The following is a 21,915-nucleotide window of genomic DNA, read 5'->3' as shown; positions in this document are numbered from 1 at the left end:
CCGTCTAAGATGCGCCACATGAGCTTTGGGCAGGGGGGACCCCAGTCCCAGTGGGATCCATGGAAACCGCAGTCGCAGCAGCCCTGGAGCAGCGGGGGCGGCCAGTCTCCGGACTGGGCCGCGCTCGCCGAGGCGTCCGAGGCCCGTAACAAACGACGCCGGCTGTTCCTGGTCGGCGGCGGCGCGCTCGCCACCGTCGCGATCGGCGCTGCCGTGGCCGTGGCCGTGGTCTCGGCGGGCGGCGACAACCAGGCGAACAGCCCGACCTCGCAGGTGCCCTCGGCCGACATCCCGAGCGAGTCGGCCTCGGCCCCGTCGTTCGCCCCGACCAGCGCCCCGCCTCCGCTGGACCCGAAGGACTTCATCGCCAGCGCGAAGAAGGACACGGCTCCGCTCAGCCCGGACGCCCTCTTCCCCGGCACCCAGCTGACCATGGGCGAGACGACGTACAAGAAGGGCCCCACGGCCGACACCAAGAACTGCGCCTCGGCCTCGGGCGGCACCCTCCCGAAGATCCTCACCGCGAACGACTGCACGCGCCTGATACGCGTCACCTACACCAGGGACGGCATCGCGGTGACGGTCGGCGTGGCGGTCTTCGACACCGAGGCGCAGGCCGCCAAGGCCAAGGGGCAGACCAACAAGAAGAGCTTCGTCAAGTCGCTCTCCGGCGGCGGCGTGAAGCCTTTCTGCGAAGCCGGGTTCTGCCGTACGACCAGCAACTCCTACGGCCGCTACGCCTACTTCACCAACGCCGGCTTCACCAGCGGCAAGGACGTGACGGAGAAGGACACGAAGGTGTTCGCCACGGGCGACAACCTCCAGCTGTTCACGTTCCGCCAGATCCACCGCCGCGGCCAGGCGCAGGCGTCGGCCGCGGCCGACGGGTGACCGGCCGCGGCACGCCCGGTCACAGCCTCTTCGCGCTGCGCAGCGTCTTGGCGTAGTAGCCGTTGCCGTCCAGCCGGGACACTCCGCCGACGTCGCCGATGGTCGGTCCGTTGACCTCCTCGCGGCTGGAGACGAAGAGCAGGTGGCCCTCGGTGTCGTAGCCGAGCACCATGCCGACGTGGTCCAGGCGCTGCTTCGTCCGGGTGTCGAGCTTGAAGAAGACGAGGTCCCCGGGCTGGAGCTGGTCGATGCCGGTGGGCCGGTCCTTGGGCGAGATGCCGGTGAGCGGCAGGATGTCGGCACCCTGATCGGAGCGGGCCATGCCGTTGGCGGTGCGCGGCAGGCCGTCACCCGACTCGTCCGAGGACATCAGCGGGTAGCGGGCGCGGTAGCCGAACACCATCCGCATGTAGCCCGAGCAGTCGATCGACCGGGCACGCGCGGTCTCCGGCTGGCCGATCACGCCGTCCCGGAAGGGGTACTGGACGCCGAGGTAGTCGTAGAAGTCGGACTGCTCCAGGCGCAGGTCGCCGCCCTCCGCCCCGTTCGCGTTGAGGGGCCCGAAGTTGGCGTCACCGGCGATGACGGTGCCCTGCTCGTCCTTCTTCTGCTTGGCGCCCGCGACGTACTGGAAGGAGATCGCCAGGAGGTCGTCCTCCTTGCTGGACTCGTACTCCTTGTACCAGTCCTTGAACCACTTCTCCTTGTCCGCGCCCTTCTTCCAGGCCTCGGGCATGAGGCGGACCCAGTCCGTCGTGGAGACCTTGGAGCTCGTCGAGGACGGCTCGGTGAAGGTGCGGGCCGGTCCGGTCAGGGTCGCGGTGCGCGCCCCGTCGGTGAACACCGCCCTGACCTGGCCGTCGGACCCGCGCAGCACGGAGCGTGCGGGGTTCTCCAGCCGGGACCAGGTCTCCCCGCCCTTGTCGCGGGTCTTCGCCGCGCCGCCGGCCCGGTCCGAGCCGTCCAGCACGCCGACGTTCGTGATCTCCGGGACGCCCTTCTCCTCCTGCTTGCGGAGCTCCACGGTGAGGTAGCCGGAGGTCGCGACGAGCCCCAGCACCACGAGGCCGGACAGGACCGGCCTCGATTTCTTCTTCCCTGCCATGTGTTCTCTCCTGGGTTCTCGGTCGCCGGGACGCCGGTCTCAGACGGTGGGCATGATGCCGAGCAGCAGTCCGGCGGCGACGACGATGTAGGCCATGAGCGAGACGGTGCCGGTCGCCAGCAGCGTCGCCCCCTTGGGCTGGCGGACCATCTGGTAGGCGATCAGGCCGGGCACGATGAAGCCGAGGGTCTGGTTGCCGTACAGCAGCGGGAACTCGATCGACAGCACGATCATCACGGTGGCCTGGAGCAGCACGCCCAGCAGCACCACCGCGGCGAACAGCCGCTTGCCGTAGAGGATCACCAGCCGCTGCATGACCTTGGTGCCCGCGTAGGTGAGGGCGGTGACGCCGACCACCATGGCCGCCCGCTGGAGGTCCTCGATGAGGGTCAGGGCGAGCCAGCCGGGCGTGATCATGCCGCCGGGCGACAGGTTGGTGGTCAGGTAGCACAGCAACGAGAAGAACAGGCCGATGGCGATGCCGAGGGCGGCCATCTCGGGGGTCAGGGCGGCGGTGGTCAACGGGATCTCCGGGCACGGGTGCGGGTCGTGGTGCGGGGCGGTCGGCTCAGGCGTGCGGGCGCTGGGTGTCGTCCCCGCCCGTGGAGGTCAGTGGCGCGGATGCTGCCCACCGCCGTCGGCCGCCGGGTACGGATGACCGCCGCCCGCGTCGTCGCCGTACGGCCAGGTCTCCTGGACCGGGGCGGCGTACTGGCCCTGCCCCTGGCCGTACTGGCCCTGGTGCTGAGCGGCGTGCTGCTGGGCCCACGACGGCTGGCGCTGCTGAGCGGGGATGCGGACCACCGGGATCTCCTGGGTCTGCGAGGCCTGGTAGCGCTCCTCATAGGCCACGGGGTACGAGGCGTACGGGTCCAGGCGCGCCGGCTGATGCGGCGGCACCGGGGCGTCCACGGGCCGGTCCGCTTCCGCGGGGGCGGACTCGTCCGCCGGGAGTTCGGCCAGGTACTCCAGCAGTTCCTCGCCCTGGCCGTGGATGTTGCCGATGGCGACCAGGGAGGAGTCGGCGGCCAGGCGCTCCAGCAGGGCGGGCATGAACTCCTCGGCCGACCGGCGCTCACCCCCGAGGTCGATCGCGCGGTCGCGCCACTCGGCCGGGATGGCGTCGATCGCGCTCTTGGCGGGGTGCCCGATGACGAAGACGTGGTCCGGCTGGAGATCGGGGATGATCTCGCCCATCTGCCCGTTGCGCTCCACGCGGTCGGGCCGGCAGTTGATCACGACGTTCAGCGGCCGGTGGATGGCTCCGAGGTCGAGCAGCTGGTTGATGTTCATCAGCGTCGACTCGGGGTCGTTGGCCGCGAAGACGTTGGCGAAGGCGAGCCGCTTGCCCTCGGGCGTCGCGTAACGCTCGACGGACAGCACGCCCGGGTCCGGCGGGGCGTCGTACATGCCCTGGAGGGCGACCCGCCGTTCCACGCCGAGCAGTTCGGCCACGACGAGGGCGATCGCGACGTTCTCCTTGAAGGTGAACCAGCTGAAGCCGCGCAGCTCCTCGTCGGTGACGGTCTCCGGGTCGGCGTAGATCAACTGGCAGTTACGGGCGTCGGCCTCCTCCTGGAGGATGTGGAAGCGCTCCTTCTCGGCGGTGACGCAGATGCCGTTCTCCGGCATGGAGCGGCACAGCGACCGCGCCACGTCGTCGAGGGTGGGCCCCATCTCGGCGAGGTGGTCCTCGCGGACGTTGCACAGCACGCCGATCGTGGAGCGGATCAGCTTGCTCTGGTTCACCTCCTGGAGGGCCGGCATGACGGCCATGCACTCGATGACGAGGGCGTCGGGCCGGTAGGTGGCGGCCCGGCGCACGATGCCGATCTGCTCCACCACGTTGGCGATGCCGAACTTGCGGTAGACCGGCTCCTCGGTGGCGTCCGGGTGGATGAACCGGGCCGCCGTGCCCGTGGTCTTCGCCACGGTGACCAGGTCGCCGCCGCGCAGCGCCCCGGCGCACAGCCGGGTGATGGAGGACTTGCCGCGGATGCCGTTCACGAGCACGCGCGACGGGATGCTGTGCAGGCTGGCGTAGTGCCGGCGCTGTTCCACGATGCCCGCCACCAGCAGCAGCACACTGCCGGTGAGCAGGACGAAGTACAGATAGAGCACGGCTGGGTCACCTTCCCCGAACGCCGGCTTCCGGCTCCGCGAGCCGGCGCGCCTGGGTCTGCTTACGGGCCTGGAGTTGCTGGCGGAGCAGTTCGAGGCTGCGCACGACGGCGCCGACCTCGTCCTGGTAGCGGGGGTACAGCACGGACTTGAGGTCGCCGTCGGCCAGCTTCTCCGCGCCGGCCGCCAGAGCCCGCATCGGCCGGGCCACGACCAGGTACAACCAGCCGAGGCAGACGACGATCAGGGCCAGACCGAGCAGTCCGGCCAGGACGCTGCGGTCCTCGCGCTCGTACGGGGTGATCTGGAAGTCCTTGGCGTTCTGCCAGCTGACCACGGTCCAGCCGATGTCGGCCGCCACACCGCCGCCGGAGAACGGGGCGGCCGCGGCGACCGTGGTCCCGCGTCCTTCGCGGATCAGCAGGCCGTTCTCGACGGGACCGGCGCCGACGTGGACGCTGCCGGCCCGGACGAGGTCGGTGAGCGCGTCGCGCGGCAGGTCCTCGAAGGCCAGGAAGCCGTCGCTGGCGGCGATGGTCTGCGTCTTGGAGTCGACCACGCGGACCTCGCCGAGGCCGGGCCGCTTCAGCAGGGAGTTGAGGAACTCGACCCGGACCTCGCCGACCAGGGTCATGCCCTTGTGGTCCGGCAGGGGCGCCCCGGCCTGGACGACCGGCTTCTTCTCGCCCTTGCCGGCCACGCGGACCAGCGGCTGCTCGTCCGCGTCGGCGAAACCGGCGCGCGGCTCCTCGCCCGCACGGGCGACGACCTCGCCGTCCTCGTCGAGGAGGTACAGCGCCTCGTAGCGGGTGTGCTCGCGCAGGGTCTCCTCGAGCAGTGCCCGGCCGGCGTCGGCGTCGTCCGGGTCGATCAGCCGGGACGTGGAGACCAGGTCCGCCTGCGCTTCGTTGAGCGCCCGGCGCACCCGGTCGGCGACCAGGTCGGTGCGGTCGCGCTGGTCCGCGACCATGCTGGCCGGGATGCTGACGGAGTCGTCGGTGCGGTTCAGCAGGAGGCCGACGGGCACACACCACAGCAGCAGCAGTACGGCGGTCAGCGCGAGCGGTCCGCGCACCCCGAACCGCCCCTTGACGCGCTGGCGCCCGCCGGGATCATCGGCCGGGCCGCCCAGCTGCGCGCGCAGCCTCTCCAGTGCGGAGCCGATGCGCGCGGCCTCGCCCCAGCGGGGCACGTCCACCGGGCGGGTCAGGTCGCCCCGGGCCAGTCGGCGGGACTCCAGGAACAGCCGCAGCAGCGGCCGCTGCACGGTCACCCACAGCACGGCCGCGGCGAGCAGTCCGAGCACCACCAGAGCTCCGGCCGCCAGCAGCCCGTACAGCTCCCGGTCCGCAGCGGCGCCCTCCTGCTGGACCACGGGCAGCAGGGCGACGACGGTGAGCCCGAGGCCCGCGCCGACGCTCTTCTTCTCCTCCGGGTCGGCGGACGAGAGGGAGGCGTAACCGGCGGTGGCGACACGGCCGTTGTAGCTCCCGCCGACCAGGGCCCCGCTGACACCGGGGTAGCCGCGGGAGCCCGGCTCCCTGGCGCTGACCGGGTCCTGCTCGGTCTCCCGTGCCGCCTGGGCGGACAGCCCGCTCATCTGCTTCTGGAGGAAGCCCAGCTCCTTGCGCTCCTGGTCGGAGTTGAGCGCCTCGGACTGCTCGAAGCCGGCCGTCGCGAGGATCTCCCCGCCGGTGGCGACGACCGCCATGGAGCGGAACTGGCCCAGGTTGATGGCGGGCACGGACAAGCTGTTGGAGGCGACCAGCAGCTGCTGCGGCCGGTCATCGAAGTCGAGGACCGCCATGGTCATCAGGCGCACGTCACCGGTCTCCAGCCGCACCATGCGGGGCTTGAGGGCCGTGTCCCCGGTGAGGACGTCCTTGTCGAGCCACCCGAGGGGAATCGTTTCACCCCTGGCGGCCAGCACCTTGCCGCTCTCCAGGTCCAGGACCGTGGTGCCCGTCCACTTCTGGTAGGTCTTCCCCAGGTCGGACAGGACGCGCTCGGGCTTGACCGGTGACCCCGCGTTCAGCGCGGCGGCGGTGCGGTTGAGGTCGGTGACCCGCTCGTCGATCGAGGCGCGCAGGGCGATGGCGCCGTCCTCCGCGAAGTGCCGCTGCGAGGAGAGCACCGCCTGCGGTACGGCCTGCTCGCCGGCGGGGCCGAGCACCTGGGCGGTGAGGCCGGCGAGGGCCAGCACCAGCACGCACAGCAGCGCGATCGGGGGACGGACGCCGCCCAGCAGCGGCATGTCCGCACGTCTCCGGCTGCGCCGCCGTCCCCCCTTCACGGGGCGCACGGCGCGGGTGGGTGTCACCGGTGGTCTCCTCCGGCCTCTCTGGGTGAAGAACGGCCGCACAGAACACCGCTCCCGCGGGAGAGGCAACGGACCGCCGTATACAAGACTGTTGGGGAGCGCCGAAGTTGTGCCCGTCGCCCCGTATGCGCTGTGGCGCTAGTCACGCCCCAGCGTGAGCTCCTTCAGACCGTCGCCCCCCGGCGCCCCGCGGTTGTACAGGAAGCCGCGCGTGCGGTCGGCCGCCAGCCGGTAGCGGGCGAGCCGCTCCTCGGAGAGGTCGCCCGGCTCGTCGAGCGCCCGCCGTACGTCCACCACCCGGTGGTCCTCGACCGCGCCGGCGGGCGGCTTCTCACCGGCCTCCACCTCGGGCGGGATGTCCACCAGCGTCGTGGCGTAGCGGGCGGAGACGTCCCAGCCGTCGGTCGTCTCGCGGAACTCGAACCAGCCGATCGCGCCCTCCTCGGTGAGCCCGGTGGGCGAGGAGTGACGCGCGACCTGGTTGCCCAGGCTGTAGGCGACCCAGGTGCCGTTCACCTTCTGGATCGGCTGCACCACGTGGGCGTGGTGCCCGATCACCAGGTCGACCCCGGTCTCCGTGGTGAGCCGCTCCGCCAGCTGCAACTGGGGGACGCTCGGTTCGTTGTAGTGCTCGAGCCCCCAGTGGACCGAGAGGATGACCACCTCGGCACCCTTCTCACGGGCCCGGGCCTCGGCGTCCTTGATCACGTCCGTGCCGATCTGGTTGAACGCCCACTTCTCCTTCTCCGGCGTGGGGTTCAGGAACGACATCCAGGAGAACGAGAGGTGGGCGACCTTGACGCCGTTGACGTCCCGGATGTTGATCCGTTCCGCTTCCTCGGGCGTGCGGGCGGAGCCCGTGTGCCCGAGGCCGGCCTTGTCCATGGCGTTCAAGGTGCGCCGCACGGCCCCGAGGCCGTGGTCGTAAGTGTGGTTGGAGGCCGTCGAGCAGGTGTCGTAGCCCACATCCTTGAGCGACGTCAGGATCTGCGGCGGCACGAGGAACTCCGGGTACCCCTCGAAGGGCCCCCGCGGCTTTCCGACGGGCGTCTCCATGTGACAGATGGCGAGATCGGCCTCGCTGATGACCGGCTTGATCCCGGCGAGCAGCGGCCCGAAGTCCAGCCCGGCCTCGCCCTCGCCGGTCTTCTTGGCATCCTTGGCGGCCTGGTCGACCAGCTCGGGGTGGATCAGCACGTCACCGGCGGCGGCGACGGTGAACGAGCGGCCGTCCGGCTTCACCTGAGGGGCGGAGGCCGCGGAGGTACACGCGGTCGTCACGGCGATGATGGCCGCGAAAGCGCTTGCCGCCCGGGCGATCCGGAGAGGTTTACGAAGTGTCACCGCATCATATTCACATGAAGCGCACAACCACCACGGAAGTTACCGTCACAAGACAGTCACACTTGACTCGAATTATGGTCCAAATCGGACTCGTCCTGGCCTTGTTCGGCTGTCAATCGGCACCGGACCGGTCAACGGACGACTCCACGCCGGGCGCCCGGGAGCTGGTGGACCTCCGCGGCAGGATCCTCGCGTACACGGCGGACCTGGAGCCCGACGCCGAGTACTCCCCACCGGACGACGCCCAGCGCGGGCGCGTCGCCGAGAGCGTCGGCCACCTCCTGGACGGCGACGCCACGAAGGCCGAACGACTGCTCGACCCCCTCGGCCTCAAGCTCACCCGCCTCACCGACACCGAGTCCGGCCGCAGGTACGACGAGATCGCCGCCGCCCGCCCCGGCCGGGCCGAACAATGGGGGCGCCTCTACCTGACCGCCGACTCCGACGTCCGCTGGAACGCGCAGGTGCCGCACCCGGTCTCCGACCGGGACACCGAACGCCTCGGCGTGCGGCTCCTGGAGGACAACCCCGGCGGCTCGCTGGTCCTCGCCGGCGCACACCGCGATGCGGGCCGGGGCGACGCCGCCGACGTCGCCCACCGGAAGGACAGCGTCTTCCACGCCATCGTCGTGGAACTCCAGAAACGCGACGTCCCGGGCGTCCAACTGCACGGCTTCGCCAGGGACTCGGACCGCCCCTACGAGGCCGTCCTCTCCACCGGGGCCGCGCGGAGCACCCTCACCGAGGCCGCCGCCCTGGCCGACGCCATGCAGGACGACGGGCTGCGGGTGTGCCGGGGCTGGTCGGCCCGCTGCCCACTGGAAGGCGCCACGAACGTCCAGGGCAAGGCCGCGGAGCGCCACCACGCCAAGTTCCTCCACGTGGAGCTCTCCCCCAAGGCACGCGGCCGCGGCAACGACGCCGACGCCGCCACCGCGGCCCTCTCGGGCCTGGTCACCACCTGGAACTCCGCCCGCCGGTGAGGAGCCCCCGGAAGCCGGTCAGCAGCACCCCGCCGACGGCAGCGACCGCTTGTTCCGCGCCTCCTTGCTGCGCGCGGCGAGCAGTTCGTCGGCCGGGTAGCCGACCTCCTCCAGCGTCAGTCCGTGCGGCCGTACGACATGCACGGCCGAGTCCCGTACGCCGGCCGCCAGCACCTTCGCGGGCCAGTCCGGCGGCCGGTGCCCGTCGCCCACGAACAGCAGCGCCCCGATCAGCGAACGCACCATGTTGTGGCAGAAGGCGTCGGCCCGCACGGTCGCGGTGATGATCCCGTCGTCGCCCTTCACGAGACTCAGCTCCTGGAGCGTACGGATCGTCGTCGCGCCCTCCCGCTTCTTGCAGTAGGCGGCGAAGTCGTGCTCCCCGAGCAGCCGCCGCGCGGCCTCGTTCATGGCATCGACGTCCAAGGGCCAGTCGTGCCACAGCACATGGTTGCGCAGCAGCGGATCGACGCCCCCCGGATTGTCGGTGACCCGGTACGCGTACCGCCTCCAGACCGCCGAGAACCGGGCGTTGAAGCCACTGGGCGCCTCCCTGAGCGCCCACACCCGTACATCCCTGGGCAGCCGCCCGGCGAGCCGCTTCAGCAGCTTCTGGTGGTGCTCGGCCCAGACCTCACGCGGCAGATCGACATGCGCCACCTGCCCCCGGGCATGCACCCCGGCATCGGTACGCCCCGCCACCGTCAGCTCGTACGTCTCGCCCGACCGCGTCACGGTCCGCAGAGCGTCCTCGATCTCCCCCTGCACGGTCCGCCGCCCCCCGGCCTGCTTGGCCCACCCGGAGAACTCGCTCCCGTCGTACGACAGATCCAGACGCACACGCACATAACCGGCTGCTGCTTCATCACTCACGTACAGATCCTCTCAGCAACACAAAAGCGGGCCCGCCCCTCAAAGAGGAGCGGGCCCGCCAACGCCCCTTCGAGGGGCGCGGGGCACTGCGCGAACAACCACGACGAAGCCGCAGCCGCCGACGAACAATCCCCGGCAGACGCTTAGGCGTCCTTGGACTCCTCGGCGTCATCGGCCTTGGTCACATCGACCTGAGCCTCAGAGGCCTCGGCATCCTTCGCGGCACGCTTGGTCGCGGCCTCGGCCTCGCCGGTCGCCTCCTGCGCCACCGTCAGCGCCTCGACCAGCTCGATGACAGCCATGGGCGCGTTGTCGCCACGGCGGTTACCGATCTTGGTGATGCGGGTGTAGCCACCCGGACGGTTCTCGTAGCGCGGGCCGATCTCGGTGAAGAGCGTGTGGACGATGCTCTTGTCCGTGATGACCTGGAGCACCTGACGGCGGTTGTGAAGGTCGCCCTTCTTCGCCTTGGTGACCAGACGCTCGGCGTACGGACGCAGCTTGCGCGCCTTCGCCTCGGTGGTGGTGATCCGGCCGTGCTCGAACAGCGACTTCGCGAGGTTCGCGAGCATCAGCTTCTCGTGCGCGGCGCTGCCGCCCATACGGGCACCCTTGGTGGGCTTCGGCATGGTGTTTCTCCTAGGTGTCTGCCCCGGCCGTATCAGGTACCGGGGTCAGTATCCGAGCGAGCGGTTGCCCGTCGGAGATCCGGACGCGGCCCCGCAGGGGCCCGTTCGGAAGGGGCGCGGGGAACTGCGCGATCAAGCACAGCGCACCCGCGCCCGAGTACGGACCGGAAGGCCCGAGCTCTCAGTACTGCTCGGTCTCGACGAATCCGGCGTCCGCGTCGTCATCGGCCCCGAAAGCATCCGCCGCAGCGGTCGGGTCGAATCCGGGCGGGCTGTCCTTCAGGGCCAGGCCCATGCCGGCCAGCTTCGCCTTGACCTCGTCGATCGACTTCGCACCGAAGTTGCGGATGTCGAGCAGGTCGGCCTCGGAACGCGCCACGAGCTCACCCACGGAGTGGATGCCCTCGCGCTTGAGGCAGTTGTACGACCGAACGGTGAGCTCCAGCTCCTCGATCGGCAGGGCGAGATCGGCGGCGAGAGCGGCGTCCGTCGGGGACGGACCCATGTCGATGCCCTCGGCGTCGATGTTGAGCTCGCGGGCCAGACCGAACAGCTCGACCAGGGTCTTACCGGCCGACGCCATGGCGTCACGGGGACGCATGGCCTGCTTGGTCTCGACGTCGACGATCAGCTTGTCGAAGTCGGTCCGCTGCTCGACACGCGTGGCCTCGACCTTGTACGTGACCTTGAGCACCGGCGAGTAGATCGAGTCGACCGGGATCCGGCCGATCTCCTGGCCGACCTGCTTGTTCTGCACGGCGGAGACGTAACCGCGGCCACGCTCGACCGTCAGCTCCATCTCCAGCTTGCCCTTGCCGTTGAGCGTGGCGAGGACGAGGTCGGGGTTGTGCACCTCGACACCGGCCGGCGGCGCGATGTCGGCGGCGGTGACCAGACCCGGGCCCTGCTTGCGCAGGTACATCACGACCGGCTCGTCGTGCTCCGAGGAGACGACCAGCTGCTTGATGTTGAGGATCAGGTCGGTGACGTCCTCCTTGACGCCCGGCACGGTGGTGAACTCGTGCAGCACGCCGTCGATGCGGATGGACGTGACCGCCGCACCCGGGATCGAGGAGAGGAGGGTCCGGCGCAGGGAGTTGCCGAGGGTGTAACCGAAGCCCGGCTCCAGCGGCTCGATCACGAACCGGGAGCGGAATTCGTCGACGACCTCTTCGGTCAACGAGGGACGCTGAGCGATCAGCATGTGTGGATCAGATCCTTCAGTCGGGGGCGCCCGCTATATGACGCCCGACTTGAACCGTCCCCGACGAAAAGGGACGGGTACTGCAAGGGTACGGGCGATACGCCCCTTTGCAGAGCCGTACCGCCCGAAACCGCTGCCCGTGAAACGAACGTCAGACGCGACGGCGCTTCGGCGGACGGCAACCGTTGTGCGGGGTCGGGGTGACGTCCTGGATGGAGCCGACCTCGAGGCCCGTGGCCTGCAGGGAGCGGATCGCGGTCTCACGACCGGAACCCGGGCCCTTCACGAACACGTCGACCTTGCGCATGCCGTGCTCCTGGGCGCGGCGGGCAGCCGACTCGGCGGCCATCTGCGCGGCGAACGGCGTGGACTTCCGGGAGCCCTTGAAGCCGACGTGGCCGGCGGAGGCCCAGGAGATCACGTTGCCGGACGGGTCCGTGATGGAGACGATCGTGTTGTTGAACGTGCTCTTGATGTGCGCGTGGCCGTGAGCGACGTTCTTCTTTTCCTTGCGGCGCACCTTCTTGGCAGCGCCCTGACGACCCTTGGGGGGCATCTATAACTCCTACGGGAGGTGGTCGGTCCTACAGCGAAGACCGCTGGACGGCGAGTCCGCTGCGGACTACTTCTTGCCCGGCTTCTTCTTGCCGGCGATGGCGCGACGCGGGCCCTTGCGGGTACGAGCGTTCGTGCTGGTGCGCTGACCGCGGACGGGCAGACCGCGGCGGTGGCGCAGACCCTGGTAGGTACCGATCTCGACCTTGCGGCGGATGTCGGCCTGGATCTCGCGACGGAGGTCACCCTCGGTCTTGATGTTGTTGTCGACGTACTCGCGGATCGCGACGAGCTGCTCCTCGGAGAGGTCGCGAACGCGGGTGTTCGGGTCGACGCCGGTGGCGGCCAGCGTCTGCTGCGAGAGAGTCCGGCCGATGCCGAACACATAGGTGAGGGCGATCTCCACGCGCTTTTCGCGCGGGATGTCAACACCGGAAACGCGTGCCATTCAATGGCTCCAGTTACTTGACGGAGGTCTTCCACAGAACCGACTCCCAGCCGCCGTACTAGGTACGAACTGGGTCCCCGGCCTCCGACCGGGGGTGTCAGACCCGGGGGTCTGGGTCCTGCGTATGAACATATTCAGCTTGCGTCGCGCGAAATTCTGCGGATGCAGAGGTGCGGTCGTGCGTCAGCCCTGGCGCTGCTTGTGGCGCGGGTTCTCGCAGATGACCATGACCCGGCCGTGACGGCGGATCACCCTGCACTTGTCGCAGATCTTCTTGACGCTCGGCTTGACCTTCATGGGTGAGGTTCTCCGGGTCAGTGCCACCACCCCGGAAGCCGGGGCGCGGGCAAGATCTACTTGTAGCGGTAGACGATCCGGCCACGCGTCAGGTCGTACGGAGACAGCTCCACCACGACCCGGTCGTCAGGGAGGATGCGGATGTAGTGCATGCGCATCTTGCCGCTGATGTGTGCCAGGACCTGGTGGCCGTTCTGGAGCTCGACCTTGAACATGGCGTTCGGAAGAGACTCGACGACAGTGCCCTCGATCTCGATGGCACCTTGCTTCTTGGCCACGCTTCGCCCTTCGAATCGACTACCTTGATCGGCTCAGTGCGAGTGCATGCAGACATGCGGATGCACAAGAGCCGACGAGTCAGTCTACGTCAGGGCCCTCGGAAACACGAATCGAGAGAGCCTGCCCCAGCGGACAGATCTTTAAGCGCCCCCCAAGGGGGCGCGGAGAAGTGCGCGACAAGCCCCCACGCACCCGCAGCCGCCAGCCGGCAGGGGGACCAGCCCTGGTAGGCGGACTCAGCCCAGCGGGTCCGGCGCGGCGACGATCCCGAGCTCGGCGAGTTTCGCCTTGCCCCCGTCGGGAGACGTCAGCACCAGCGGCCCCTCCTCCGTCAGCGCGACGGAGTGCTCCCAGTGCGATGACCACGTACCGTCCGTGGTGACGACCGTCCAGTCGTCCTCCAGGACCTCCGTCTTCGGCGTCCCCAGCGACACCATGGGCTCGATCGCGAGGCAGAACCCGGGCACCAGCTTCGGGCCCTTGCCGCGCCGGCGGTCCACGTAGTTCAGCAGGTGCGGGTCCATGTGCATCTCGGTGCCGATGCCGTGGCCGCCGTAGTCCTCGATGATCCCGTAGCGGCCGCCGCCGGGCTTGGGCTGGCGGCGGATGTACGTCTCGATCGCCCGGGAGACGTCGACCAGCCGGTTGCCCTGCTTCATGGCCGCGATGCCGGCCCACATCGACTCCTCGGTCACCCGGGAGAGCTCGACCAGCTCCGGCGCGTGACCGGAGCCCACGAAGGCCGTGTACGCGGCGTCGCCGTGCCAGCCGTCGATGATCGCGCCGCAGTCGATGGAGATGACGTCCCCGTCCTTGAGGACGACGTCGTCGGACGGGATGCCGTGCACGACGACCTCGTTCACGGACGTGCAGATCGTCGCCGGGAAACCGCCGTACCCGAGGAAGTTCGGCTTGGCGTCGTGCTCGGCGAGCACCTTGCGCGCGACCTGGTCCAGATCCTTCGTCGTGGCCCCCGGCACGGCGGCTTCGCGCGTCGCCGCGTGGATGGCCGCAACGACCAGCCCCGCCTCACGCATCTTGGCGATCTGCTCGGGGGTCTTGATCTGCACCATGGGGGCTACGGCCTTTCTGGACCTTCGGAGAACATGAACGCCTTCAACGATACGGGGCCGCGCGAGGACCCCGCCCACACAGCAGCCGCGGCCCCCGAGGGGAACCGCGGCCGTAGCTGTGCATGAACGACTACTTGCCGTCCTCGCCACGCTTGAGCGCCTCCATGGCGCGCGTCGTGACGTCCTCCACCTTGCCGAGCGCGGAGATCGTGACCACCAGGCCCTGCGCCTTGTAGTAGTCGATGATCGGCTCGGTCTGCGTGTGGTAGACCTCCAGCCGCTTGCGGACGGTCTCCTCGGAGTCGTCGTCCCGCTGGTAGAGCTCGCCGCCGCAGACGTCGCAGACGCCCTCCTTGGCCGGCGGCTTGTACGTCACGTGGAAGACGTGCGCCGACTCGTTGCGGCAGACGCGACGGCCGGCGATCCGCTTGACCACCTCGTCCTCGGGGACCTCCAGGTCCAGCACCGCGTCGAGCTGCATGCTCTCGGCCTCGAGCAGCTCGTCGAGGGCCTCGGCCTGGGAGACGTTGCGGGGGAAGCCGTCCAGCAGGAAGCCGTTCTCGGCGTCCGGCTGCTCCATGCGGTCCTTGGCCATCGCGATCGTGACCTCGTCGGGCACGAGATTGCCCGCGTCCATGTAGGACTTCGCCAGTTTGCCGAGTTCCGTCTGCTGGCTGATGTTGGCCCGGAACAGGTCGCCCGTGGAGATGTGCGGGATCGACAGGTTCTTGGCCAGGAACGCGGCCTGCGTTCCCTTACCGGCGCCCGGCGGCCCGACGAGGACGATACGCATCAGCGGAGGAACCCTTCGTAATTGCGCTGCTGGAGCTGGCTCTCGATCTGCTTCACCGTCTCAAGACCCACACCCACGATGATCAGGATGCTGGTCCCGCCGAACGGGAAGTTCTGGTTTGCCCCGAAACCAGCCAACGCCATCGTCGGCACGAGAGCGATCAGTCCCAAGTACAGCGAACCCGGCCAGGTGATCCGGTTGAGCACGTACGACAGGTACTCAGCGGTCGGTCGGCCAGCCCGGATGCCCGGGATGAAGCCACCATACTTCTTCATGTTGTCGGCGACTTCCTCGGGGTTGAACGAGATGGCCACATAGAAGAAGGCGAAGAAGATGATCAGGAGGAAGTAGAGAACCATGTGCATCGGGGCGTCCGGCAGCGCAAGATTCTTCTCGATCCAGACCTTCCAACCGGAGTTTCCACCGGCGAACTGCGCGACCAGCGCCGGGATGTAGAGCAGCGACGAGGCGAAGATCACAGGGATGATGCCGGCCTGGTTGACCTTCAGCGGGATGTACGTCGACGTACCGCCGTAGGACCGGCGGCCGATCATGCGCTTCGCGTACTGGACCGGAATACGGCGCTGAGCCTGCTCGACGAAGACCACGAGGCCGATCACGACGAGGCCGACCGCGATGACGGTGCCGAACTCGATCCAGCCGCCGGCCAGCGAGCCCTGCTCCTTGATGGCCCACAGGGCGGACGGGAAGGTGGCGGCGATCGAGATGAACATCAGGATCGACATGCCGTTGCCGATGCCGCGGTCGGTGATGAGCTCGCCGAGCCACATCACGAACGCCGTACCGGCGGTCATGGTGATGACCATGGTGATGGTGACGAAGATCGACTGGTCAGGGACGATCTGGCTGGCCACCGGGCACCCGGAGAACAGGGCGCCGCTGCGAGCGGTGGCGACGAGGCCGGTGCCCTGGAGGATGGCGAGGGCCACCGTCAGGTAGCGGGTGTACTGCGTGATCTTCGCCGTACCGGCCTGGCCCTCCTTCTTCAGGGCTTCCAGGCGCGGGATCACCACGGTCAGCAGCTGCAGAATGATGCTCGCCGTGATGTACGGCATGATGCCCAGCGCGAAGATCGTGATCTGGAGCAGCGCGCCGCCGCTGAACATGTTCACCAGACCGAACAGGCCCTGGTTGGCCTGGGCGTTATCGATACAGGTCTGGACGTTCCGGTAGTCGACACCCGGGATCGGGACGTGCGTACCGACCCGGTAGATCACGATGATGCCGAGCGTGAAGAGCAGCTTCTTGCGCAGGTCGGGCGTCTTGAACGCCCGGGCGAACGCGGTGAGCACGGTGCCTCCTGCGACCCCCGCGCAACTGCGTCAAGGGTGACGGTCTTGAGGTTCGACGAATAAGTAACGGTCAACTGCCGCTCAGAGTGCCCGAAGTGCAGCACCCTGTGAAAAGAGGGCAGTGCAGGCCACCTTACCGGCGAGACTGCCGCCCTAGGAACGACCAACCGGGGATACCCCATATGTTGGGGTATCCCCGGTCGGGATCGCTCAGGTCATCGAGACGCCTGTGGTGTTCAGACGAGCTCGGTGACGGTACCGCCGGCAGCGGTGATCTTCTCCTTGGCGGAACCGGAGACGGCGTCGACCGTCACCTGGAGCGCCACGGAGATCTCGCCCTGGCCGAGGACCTTGACGAGGCTGTTCTTGCGAACAGCGCCCTTGGCCACCAGCGACTCGACGGTGACCTCGCCGCCCTCGGGGTAGAGGGAGGCGAGCTTGTCGAGGTTCACGACCTGGTACTCGGTCTTGAACGGGTTCTTGAAGCCCTTCAGCTTCGGGAGACGCATGTGGAGGGGCATCTGCCCGCCCTCGAAGCGCTCCGGAACCTGGTAGCGGGCCTTGGTGCCCTTGGTACCACGACCGGCCGTCTTACCCTTCGACGCCTCACCACGACCGACACGGGTCTTGGCGGTCTTGGCGCCCGGGGCGGGACGGAGGTTGTGGATCTTGAGCGGGTTGTTCTCCGCCATGATCAGTCGACCTCCTCGACCGTCACGAGGTGGCGGACGGTGTGCACCATGCCGCGGAACTCGGGGCGGTCCTCCTTGACGACCTGCGTGTTGATGCCCTTGAGACCAAGGGAGCGCAGGGTGTCACGGTGGTTCTGCTTGCTGCCGATGTACGACTTCGTCTGCGTGATCTTGAGCTGAGCCATTACGCAGCACCAGCCCCGGCACGCGCACGCAGCAGAGCCGCGGGAGCGACATCCTCGAGCGGCAGACCACGGCGGGCCGCGATCTCCTCGGGACGCTGCAGACCCTTCAGGGCCTCCACGGTCGCGTGCACGATGTTGATCGCGTTCGACGAGCCGAGCGACTTCGACAGCACGTCGTGGATACCGGCGCACTCCAGGACGGCACGCACGGGACCACCGGCGATAACACCGGTACCCGGCGAAGCCGGCTTGAGGAGAACGACGCCGGCAGCCTTCTCACCCGTGATCGGGTGCGGGATGGTGCCCTGGATACGCGGGACCTTGAAGAAGTGCTTCTTGGCCTCCTCAACGCCCTTGGCGATGGCGGCCGGCACCTCCTTGGCCTTGCCGTAACCGACACCCACGGTGCCGTCACCGTCGCCCACCACGACCAGCGCGGTGAAGCTGAAGCGACGACCACCCTTCACAACCTTGGCGACGCGGTTGATCGCGACAACGCGCTCAACGTACGCGGTCTTCTCGGCGGCAGCTGCGCCGCCGTCACGGCCCTTCCGGTCCCGCCGCTCGCCGCCACCGGCACCGCCACCGCGGCGCTGGGGTCCAGCCATTGGAATTACCTCTCTCTGTCTCCGCTAGCTACGGAACCAGGACTCAGAACTTGAGTCCGGCCTCGCGGGCGGCGTCCGCCAGGGCGGCGATGCGCCCCGCGTACTGGTTACCACCACGGTCGAACACGACGGCCTCGACACCGGCGGCCTTGGCGCGCTCGGCGACCAGGGCCCCGACCTGCTTGGCCTGCGCGGACTTGTCGCCCTCGCCACCGCGGATCGAGGTGTCCAGGGTGGACGCCGACGCAAGGGTGTGACCCTTGATGTCGTCGATCACCTGGGCCACGATGTGGCGGTTCGAGCGGGTAACGACCAGACGCGGACGCTCCGCCGTACCGTTGATGTGCTTACGGATCCGGATGTGGCGGCGCTTGATCGCGGCGCGCTTGTAGGCGTCGCCCTTAAGGATCTTCTGTCCGTATGCCATGGCTTACTTACCCGCCTTTCCGACCTTGCGGCGGATGACTTCGCCCTCGTACTTGACGCCCTTGGCCTTGTACGGGTCGGGCCTGCGCAGCTTGCGGATGTTGGCCGCAACCTCGCCGACCTTCTGCTTGTCGATGCCCTCGACCGAGAAACGGGTCGGGGACTCCACCTTGAAGGTGATGCCCTCGGGGGCCTCGACCAGGATCGGGTGGCTGTAGCCCAGGGAGAACTCCAGGTTGGAGCCCTTGGCCTGGACGCGGTAACCGACACCGCTGATTTCGAGCTTCTTGACGTATCCCTGGGTCACACCGGTGATCATGTTCGCCACCAGCGTGCGGGACAGGCCGTGCAGGGCCTTGCTCTGCCGCTCGTCGTTGGGCCGCAGCACCTGAAGGGTGCCGTCCTCGGCCTTGGCGATGTCGATCGGCGCGATGACGGTGTGGGTCAGTTCGCCCTTGGGGCCCTTGACCGCGACCGTACGGCCGTCGATGGTGACGTCCACGCCGGCGGGAACCGGGATGGGGAGCTTGCCGATACGCGACATTGTCTCTCTCCTCCGTTCCCGAACTACCAGACGTAGGCGAGGACTTCCCCACCCACGCCCTTCTTCTGCGCCTGCTTGTCGGTCAGGAGACCGTGGGACGTGGAGATGATGGCCACGCCCAGGCCGCCCAGAACCTTCGGCAGATTGGTGGACTTCGCGTACACCCGGAGACCGGGCTTGGAGATCCGCTTGATCCCCGCGATGGAGCGCTCACGGTTGGGGCCGAACTTCAGCTCCAGGACGAGGTTCTTGCCGACCTCGGCGTCCTCGACCTTCCAGCCCGTGATGAAGCCCTCCTGCTGGAGGATCTCCGCGATGTGCGACTTGATCTTCGAGTGCGGCATCGCCACGGAGTCGTGGTATGCCGAGTTCGCGTTCCGCAGACGCGTCAGCATGTCTGCGATCGGATCAGTCATGGTCATGAATTGGCCTTCGGCCTCTCTCGCCGGGGTTTCCTGGTGCGCCATCCCTCTCCCCGATCCGAGACGGGACGGGTGCGGCGCGGTGGACCTACGGCGTAGTAAGTCGTAAGGGCGGCGGCAGACGCCCAACCCCACAAGCCTAAGGCATGCGAGCTGGACGTCCTGCCGCCCCAGATGCTTACCGAGAGCCCTGCTAATCCCTGATTGGGGGGATTACCAGGAGCTCTTGGTCACGCCCGGCAGCTCGCCACGGTGAGCCATCTCACGAAGGCACACGCGGCACAGGCCGAACTTGCGGTACACGGAGTGCGGACGACCACAGCGCTGGCAGCGCGTGTAGCCACGTACGCCGAACTTGGGCTTACGAGCAGCCTTCGCGATCAGAGCCTTCTTCGCCATCTCGCTCACGCCTCCTTGAAGGGGAAGCCGAGGTGACGGAGGAGCGCGCGGCCCTCAGCGTCGTTGGTCGCCGTGGTGACCACGGTGATGTCCATACCCCGGACGCGGTCGATCTTGTCCTGGTCGATCTCGTGGAACATGACCTGCTCCGTGAGACCGAAGGTGTAGTTGCCACGGCCGTCGAACTGCTTGGGGGACAGGCCGCGGAAGTCGCGGATGCGCGGCAGCGCGAGCGACAGGGTGCGGTCCAGGAACTCCCACATGCGGTCGCCACGGAGCGTGACGTGGGCACCGATCGGCTGGCCCTCACGCAGCTTGAACTGCGCGATGGACTTGCGGGCCTTGGTGACGGCCGGCTTCTGACCGGTGATCGTGGTGAGGTCGCGGATGGCGCCCTCGATCAGCTTGGAGTCGCGGGCGGCGTCGCCCACACCCATGTTGACCACGATCTTGACGAGACCGGGGATCTGCATGACGTTCTCGTACTTGAACTCGTCACGCAGCTTGCCCGTGATCTCCTCACGGTACTTCTGCTTCAGACGCGGGCTGGTGGTGGTCGTCATCAGATGTCCTCACCCGTCCGCTTGGCAACGCGGATCTTGTTGCCTTCGTCGTCGAAGCGGTAACCGACGCGGGTCACGACCTTGTTGCCGTCCTTCTCCACGACCAGCTGGACGTTGGAGACGTGGATCGGCGCCTCGGTGGTGACGATGCCGCCGGCCTGCGAACCGCGAGCCGTCGGACCGGCCTTGGTGTGCTTCTTGACCCGGTTGACACCCTCGACCAGGACACGGTCCTCGCGGGGGAAGGCCGCGATGACCTTGCCCTGCTTGCCCTTGTCCTTACCGGTGATGACCTGGACCAGGTCGCCCTTCTTGATCTTCATGCTCACAGCACCTCCGGCGCGAGGGAGATGATCTTCATGAACTTCTTCTCGCGCAGCTCACGGCCCACCGGGCCGAAGATACGGGTGCCACGAGGGTCGCCGTCGTTCTTCAGAATGACGGCGGCGTTCTCGTCGAAGCGGATGTACGAGCCGTCCGGACGGCGGCGCTCCTTGACGGTGCGAACGATGACCGCCTTGACGACGTCACCCTTCTTCACGTTGCCACCGGGGATCGCGTCCTTGACGGTGGCGACGATGACGTCACCGATACCCGCGTAGCGGCGACCGGAGCCGCCGAGCACACGGATGCAGAGGATCTCCTTCGCACCCGTGTTGTCGGCGACACGCAGTCGCGACTCCTGCTGGATCACGTCTATCTCCTGGTTGTCTGCCGGTTCCCTCCGGGGTTGAGCCGGAGAGCCTGGCGGAACTGTCCTGCGGGGTAGCCCCCGAAGGAATTACTTAGGCCTCTACAGGCGAGAACCTCCGCCGGGGGCCGCACGGCCGCCGCGGCCGAGGCCGACGGCGAGCCGCCGGCCCGGGGCCGGGGGGGCGGAGCCCCCGGCGGGGGTCAGCGGGGGCGGGGCCCCCGCTTGATTACTTCGCCTTCTCGAGGATCTCCACGACGCGCCAGCGCTTGGTCGCCGAGAGCGGGCGGGTCTCCATGAGGAGAACCCGGTCGCCAACGCCGACGGCGTTCTGCTCGTCGTGCGCCTTGACCTTGTTCGTACGGCGGATGACCTTGCCGTACAGCGCGTGCTTGACGCGGTCCTCGACGGCGACGACGACGGTCTTGTCCATCTTGTCGCTGACGACCAGACCCTCACGGGTCTTGCGGAAACCGCGGTCCGTCTTGGTCTCTTCAGTCACGTTGTTCTCGCTCATGCGTTCTCCACCGTCTCGATGCCCAGCTCGCGCTCACGCATCAGGGTGTAGATCCGCGCGATGTCCTTGCGGACGGCCTTGAGCCGACCGTGGTTCTCGAGCTGGCCCGTCGCCGCCTGGAAGCGGAGGTTGAACAGCTCTTCCTTGGCCTCGCGGAGCTTGTTGAGAAGCTCCTCGTTGCCCAGCTCGCGCAGCTCCGACGCCTTGGTACCGGCCGACATCACGCTTCACCTGCCTCGCGCTTGACGATCTTGCACTTCATCGGCAGCTTGTGAGCCGCACGGGTCAGGGCCTCGCGCGCGATCTTCTCGTTGGGGTACGACAGCTCGAACATCACGCGTCCGGGCTTGACGTTGGCCACCCACCACTCCGGCGAACCCTTACCGGAACCCATGCGGGTCTCGGCAGGCTTCTTGGTGAGGGGGCGGTCCGGGTAGATGTTGATCCAGACCTTGCCACCACGCTTGATGTGACGCGTCATGGCGATACGAGCGGCCTCGATCTGACGGTTCGTCACATACGCCGGGGTCAGCGCCTGGATGCCGTACTCGCCGAACGCAACCTGCGTGCCACCCTTGGACATGCCGCTGCGCTTGGGGTGGTGCTGCTTGCGGTGCTTGACCCTACGGGGGATCAGCAT

30 protein-coding genes are annotated in these 21,915 nt (G+C 68.3%); 2 read left to right on the top strand and 28 right to left on the bottom strand.

The window, feature by feature from the left end; genetic code table 11:
- The first annotated feature begins 18 nt into the window (after nucleotides 1-18).
- Nucleotides 19-891 carry a hypothetical protein gene (locus QC385_RS08465; RefSeq protein WP_279540624.1) on the top strand — a complete coding sequence of 291 codons (873 nt, stop codon included), beginning with the start codon at nucleotides 19-21 and terminating at the stop codon, nucleotides 889-891.
- Between the two features lie 19 nt (nucleotides 892-910).
- Here the strand turns inward: QC385_RS08465 and QC385_RS08460 are convergent, their stop codons facing one another.
- The 5 genes from QC385_RS08460 to QC385_RS08440 form a co-directional block, all read right to left on the bottom strand.
- On the bottom strand, nucleotides 911-1,996 hold the full coding sequence (locus tag QC385_RS08460) for an NlpC/P60 family protein (RefSeq protein WP_279540623.1): 1,086 nt from the start codon (nucleotides 1,994-1,996) through the stop codon (nucleotides 911-913).
- A 39-nt stretch (nucleotides 1,997-2,035) separates the two neighbouring features.
- Nucleotides 2,036-2,518: a poly-gamma-glutamate biosynthesis protein PgsC/CapC gene (locus QC385_RS08455; RefSeq protein ID WP_020276280.1), complete on the bottom strand. Its 483-nt coding sequence runs from the start codon at nucleotides 2,516-2,518 to the stop codon at nucleotides 2,036-2,038.
- A gap of 87 nt (nucleotides 2,519-2,605) precedes the next feature.
- A complete protein-coding gene (gene pgsB / locus QC385_RS08450; RefSeq protein ID WP_279540622.1) occupies nucleotides 2,606-4,117 on the bottom strand; it encodes a poly-gamma-glutamate synthase PgsB in 1,512 nt (503 codons plus the stop codon).
- Between the two features lie 7 nt (nucleotides 4,118-4,124).
- Nucleotides 4,125-6,371, bottom strand: coding sequence for a HAMP domain-containing protein (locus tag QC385_RS08445; protein ID WP_279540803.1), 2,247 nt, complete (start codon nucleotides 6,369-6,371; stop codon nucleotides 4,125-4,127).
- Nucleotides 6,372-6,575: 204 nt separating this feature from the next.
- Entirely contained in the window at nucleotides 6,576-7,718 is a 1,143-nt protein-coding gene (locus QC385_RS08440; RefSeq protein ID WP_443032859.1) for a CapA family protein, read from the bottom strand.
- Between the two features lie 137 nt (nucleotides 7,719-7,855).
- Here QC385_RS08440 and QC385_RS08435 point away from each other — a divergent pair, with 137 nt between their 5' ends.
- Entirely contained in the window at nucleotides 7,856-8,764 is a 909-nt protein-coding gene (locus tag QC385_RS08435; RefSeq protein ID WP_279540621.1) for a hypothetical protein, read from the top strand.
- An 18-nt stretch (nucleotides 8,765-8,782) separates the two neighbouring features.
- Here QC385_RS08435 and truA read toward each other — a convergent pair whose 3' ends face one another.
- The 23 genes from truA to rplP form a co-directional block, all read right to left on the bottom strand.
- Entirely contained in the window at nucleotides 8,783-9,637 is an 855-nt protein-coding gene (gene truA, locus QC385_RS08430; protein WP_279540620.1) for a tRNA pseudouridine(38-40) synthase TruA, read from the bottom strand.
- A 143-nt stretch (nucleotides 9,638-9,780) separates the two neighbouring features.
- Entirely contained in the window at nucleotides 9,781-10,266 is a 486-nt protein-coding gene (gene rplQ / locus QC385_RS08425) for a 50S ribosomal protein L17 (RefSeq protein ID WP_086842624.1), read from the bottom strand.
- Nucleotides 10,267-10,447: 181 nt separating this feature from the next.
- Entirely contained in the window at nucleotides 10,448-11,470 is a 1,023-nt protein-coding gene (locus QC385_RS08420) for a DNA-directed RNA polymerase subunit alpha (RefSeq protein ID WP_003966937.1), read from the bottom strand.
- A gap of 151 nt (nucleotides 11,471-11,621) precedes the next feature.
- Nucleotides 11,622-12,026 carry a 30S ribosomal protein S11 gene (gene rpsK, locus QC385_RS08415; RefSeq protein ID WP_003956432.1) on the bottom strand — a complete coding sequence of 135 codons (405 nt, stop codon included), beginning with the start codon at nucleotides 12,024-12,026 and terminating at the stop codon, nucleotides 11,622-11,624.
- Between the two features lie 66 nt (nucleotides 12,027-12,092).
- The gene (gene rpsM, locus QC385_RS08410; RefSeq protein WP_004984507.1) at nucleotides 12,093-12,473 is read right to left on the bottom strand and encodes a 30S ribosomal protein S13; all 381 of its coding nucleotides are present in this window, start codon (nucleotides 12,471-12,473) and stop codon (nucleotides 12,093-12,095) included.
- 183 nt (nucleotides 12,474-12,656) lie between these two features.
- Nucleotides 12,657-12,770, bottom strand: coding sequence for a 50S ribosomal protein L36 (gene rpmJ, locus QC385_RS08405; protein WP_003998809.1), 114 nt, complete (start codon nucleotides 12,768-12,770; stop codon nucleotides 12,657-12,659).
- Between the two features lie 56 nt (nucleotides 12,771-12,826).
- Complete coding sequence (infA, locus tag QC385_RS08400; RefSeq protein ID WP_003948620.1) at nucleotides 12,827-13,048, bottom strand: translation initiation factor IF-1; 222 nt, start codon at nucleotides 13,046-13,048, stop codon at nucleotides 12,827-12,829.
- Nucleotides 13,049-13,285: 237 nt separating this feature from the next.
- Nucleotides 13,286-14,122 carry a type I methionyl aminopeptidase gene (map, locus tag QC385_RS08395; RefSeq protein ID WP_279540619.1) on the bottom strand — a complete coding sequence of 279 codons (837 nt, stop codon included), beginning with the start codon at nucleotides 14,120-14,122 and terminating at the stop codon, nucleotides 13,286-13,288.
- Nucleotides 14,123-14,252: 130 nt separating this feature from the next.
- Nucleotides 14,253-14,915, bottom strand: coding sequence for an adenylate kinase (locus tag QC385_RS08390; protein WP_279540618.1), 663 nt, complete (start codon nucleotides 14,913-14,915; stop codon nucleotides 14,253-14,255).
- A complete protein-coding gene (gene secY / locus QC385_RS08385; protein WP_279540617.1) occupies nucleotides 14,915-16,228 on the bottom strand; it encodes a preprotein translocase subunit SecY in 1,314 nt (437 codons plus the stop codon). The genes QC385_RS08390 and secY overlap by 1 nt, the downstream gene beginning before the upstream one ends.
- 236 nt (nucleotides 16,229-16,464) lie before the next feature.
- On the bottom strand, nucleotides 16,465-16,920 hold the full coding sequence (gene rplO, locus QC385_RS08380) for a 50S ribosomal protein L15 (RefSeq protein WP_059424841.1): 456 nt from the start codon (nucleotides 16,918-16,920) through the stop codon (nucleotides 16,465-16,467).
- 2 nt (nucleotides 16,921-16,922) lie between these two features.
- The gene (rpmD, locus tag QC385_RS08375) at nucleotides 16,923-17,105 is read right to left on the bottom strand and encodes a 50S ribosomal protein L30 (RefSeq protein WP_005481207.1); all 183 of its coding nucleotides are present in this window, start codon (nucleotides 17,103-17,105) and stop codon (nucleotides 16,923-16,925) included.
- Nucleotides 17,105-17,713, bottom strand: a complete 609-nt coding sequence (gene rpsE / locus QC385_RS08370; protein ID WP_030671799.1) for a 30S ribosomal protein S5 — start codon at nucleotides 17,711-17,713, stop codon at nucleotides 17,105-17,107. Before rpsE ends, rpmD begins: the two co-directional genes overlap by 1 nt.
- Nucleotides 17,714-17,756: 43 nt before the next feature.
- Nucleotides 17,757-18,140, bottom strand: a complete 384-nt coding sequence (gene rplR / locus QC385_RS08365; RefSeq protein ID WP_007494754.1) for a 50S ribosomal protein L18 — start codon at nucleotides 18,138-18,140, stop codon at nucleotides 17,757-17,759.
- Nucleotides 18,141-18,143: 3 nt separating this feature from the next.
- Nucleotides 18,144-18,683, bottom strand: coding sequence for a 50S ribosomal protein L6 (gene rplF / locus QC385_RS08360; RefSeq protein ID WP_059424839.1), 540 nt, complete (start codon nucleotides 18,681-18,683; stop codon nucleotides 18,144-18,146).
- Between the two features lie 23 nt (nucleotides 18,684-18,706).
- Nucleotides 18,707-19,105, bottom strand: a complete 399-nt coding sequence (rpsH, locus tag QC385_RS08355; RefSeq protein WP_003992367.1) for a 30S ribosomal protein S8 — start codon at nucleotides 19,103-19,105, stop codon at nucleotides 18,707-18,709.
- 213 nt (nucleotides 19,106-19,318) lie between these two features.
- Nucleotides 19,319-19,504 (bottom strand): type Z 30S ribosomal protein S14, encoded by a 186-nt coding sequence (locus QC385_RS08350; RefSeq protein ID WP_003948630.1) that lies wholly within the window; start codon nucleotides 19,502-19,504, stop codon nucleotides 19,319-19,321.
- A 5-nt stretch (nucleotides 19,505-19,509) separates the two neighbouring features.
- Nucleotides 19,510-20,067 (bottom strand): 50S ribosomal protein L5, encoded by a 558-nt coding sequence (gene rplE, locus QC385_RS08345; RefSeq protein ID WP_086842632.1) that lies wholly within the window; start codon nucleotides 20,065-20,067, stop codon nucleotides 19,510-19,512.
- Complete coding sequence (rplX, locus tag QC385_RS08340; RefSeq protein ID WP_003992365.1) at nucleotides 20,067-20,390, bottom strand: 50S ribosomal protein L24; 324 nt, start codon at nucleotides 20,388-20,390, stop codon at nucleotides 20,067-20,069. Before rplX ends, rplE begins: the two co-directional genes overlap by 1 nt.
- A 2-nt stretch (nucleotides 20,391-20,392) precedes the next feature.
- Entirely contained in the window at nucleotides 20,393-20,761 is a 369-nt protein-coding gene (rplN, locus tag QC385_RS08335) for a 50S ribosomal protein L14 (RefSeq protein ID WP_003998823.1), read from the bottom strand.
- A 226-nt stretch (nucleotides 20,762-20,987) separates the two neighbouring features.
- Nucleotides 20,988-21,275 carry a 30S ribosomal protein S17 gene (rpsQ, locus tag QC385_RS08330; RefSeq protein WP_059424838.1) on the bottom strand — a complete coding sequence of 96 codons (288 nt, stop codon included), beginning with the start codon at nucleotides 21,273-21,275 and terminating at the stop codon, nucleotides 20,988-20,990.
- The gene (gene rpmC, locus QC385_RS08325) at nucleotides 21,272-21,496 is read right to left on the bottom strand and encodes a 50S ribosomal protein L29 (protein ID WP_059079052.1); all 225 of its coding nucleotides are present in this window, start codon (nucleotides 21,494-21,496) and stop codon (nucleotides 21,272-21,274) included. The genes rpsQ and rpmC overlap by 4 nt, the downstream gene beginning before the upstream one ends.
- Entirely contained in the window at nucleotides 21,496-21,915 is a 420-nt protein-coding gene (gene rplP / locus QC385_RS08320) for a 50S ribosomal protein L16 (protein ID WP_059424836.1), read from the bottom strand. The genes rpmC and rplP overlap by 1 nt, the downstream gene beginning before the upstream one ends.

This window comes from Streptomyces sp. DH10 (genome assembly GCF_029813805.1).
GTDB lineage: Bacteria > Actinomycetota > Actinomycetes > Streptomycetales > Streptomycetaceae > Streptomyces > Streptomyces coeruleofuscus.
Note: the sequence above shows the minus strand (reverse complement) of the source record. Positions and strands in the feature narration are given on the sequence as shown.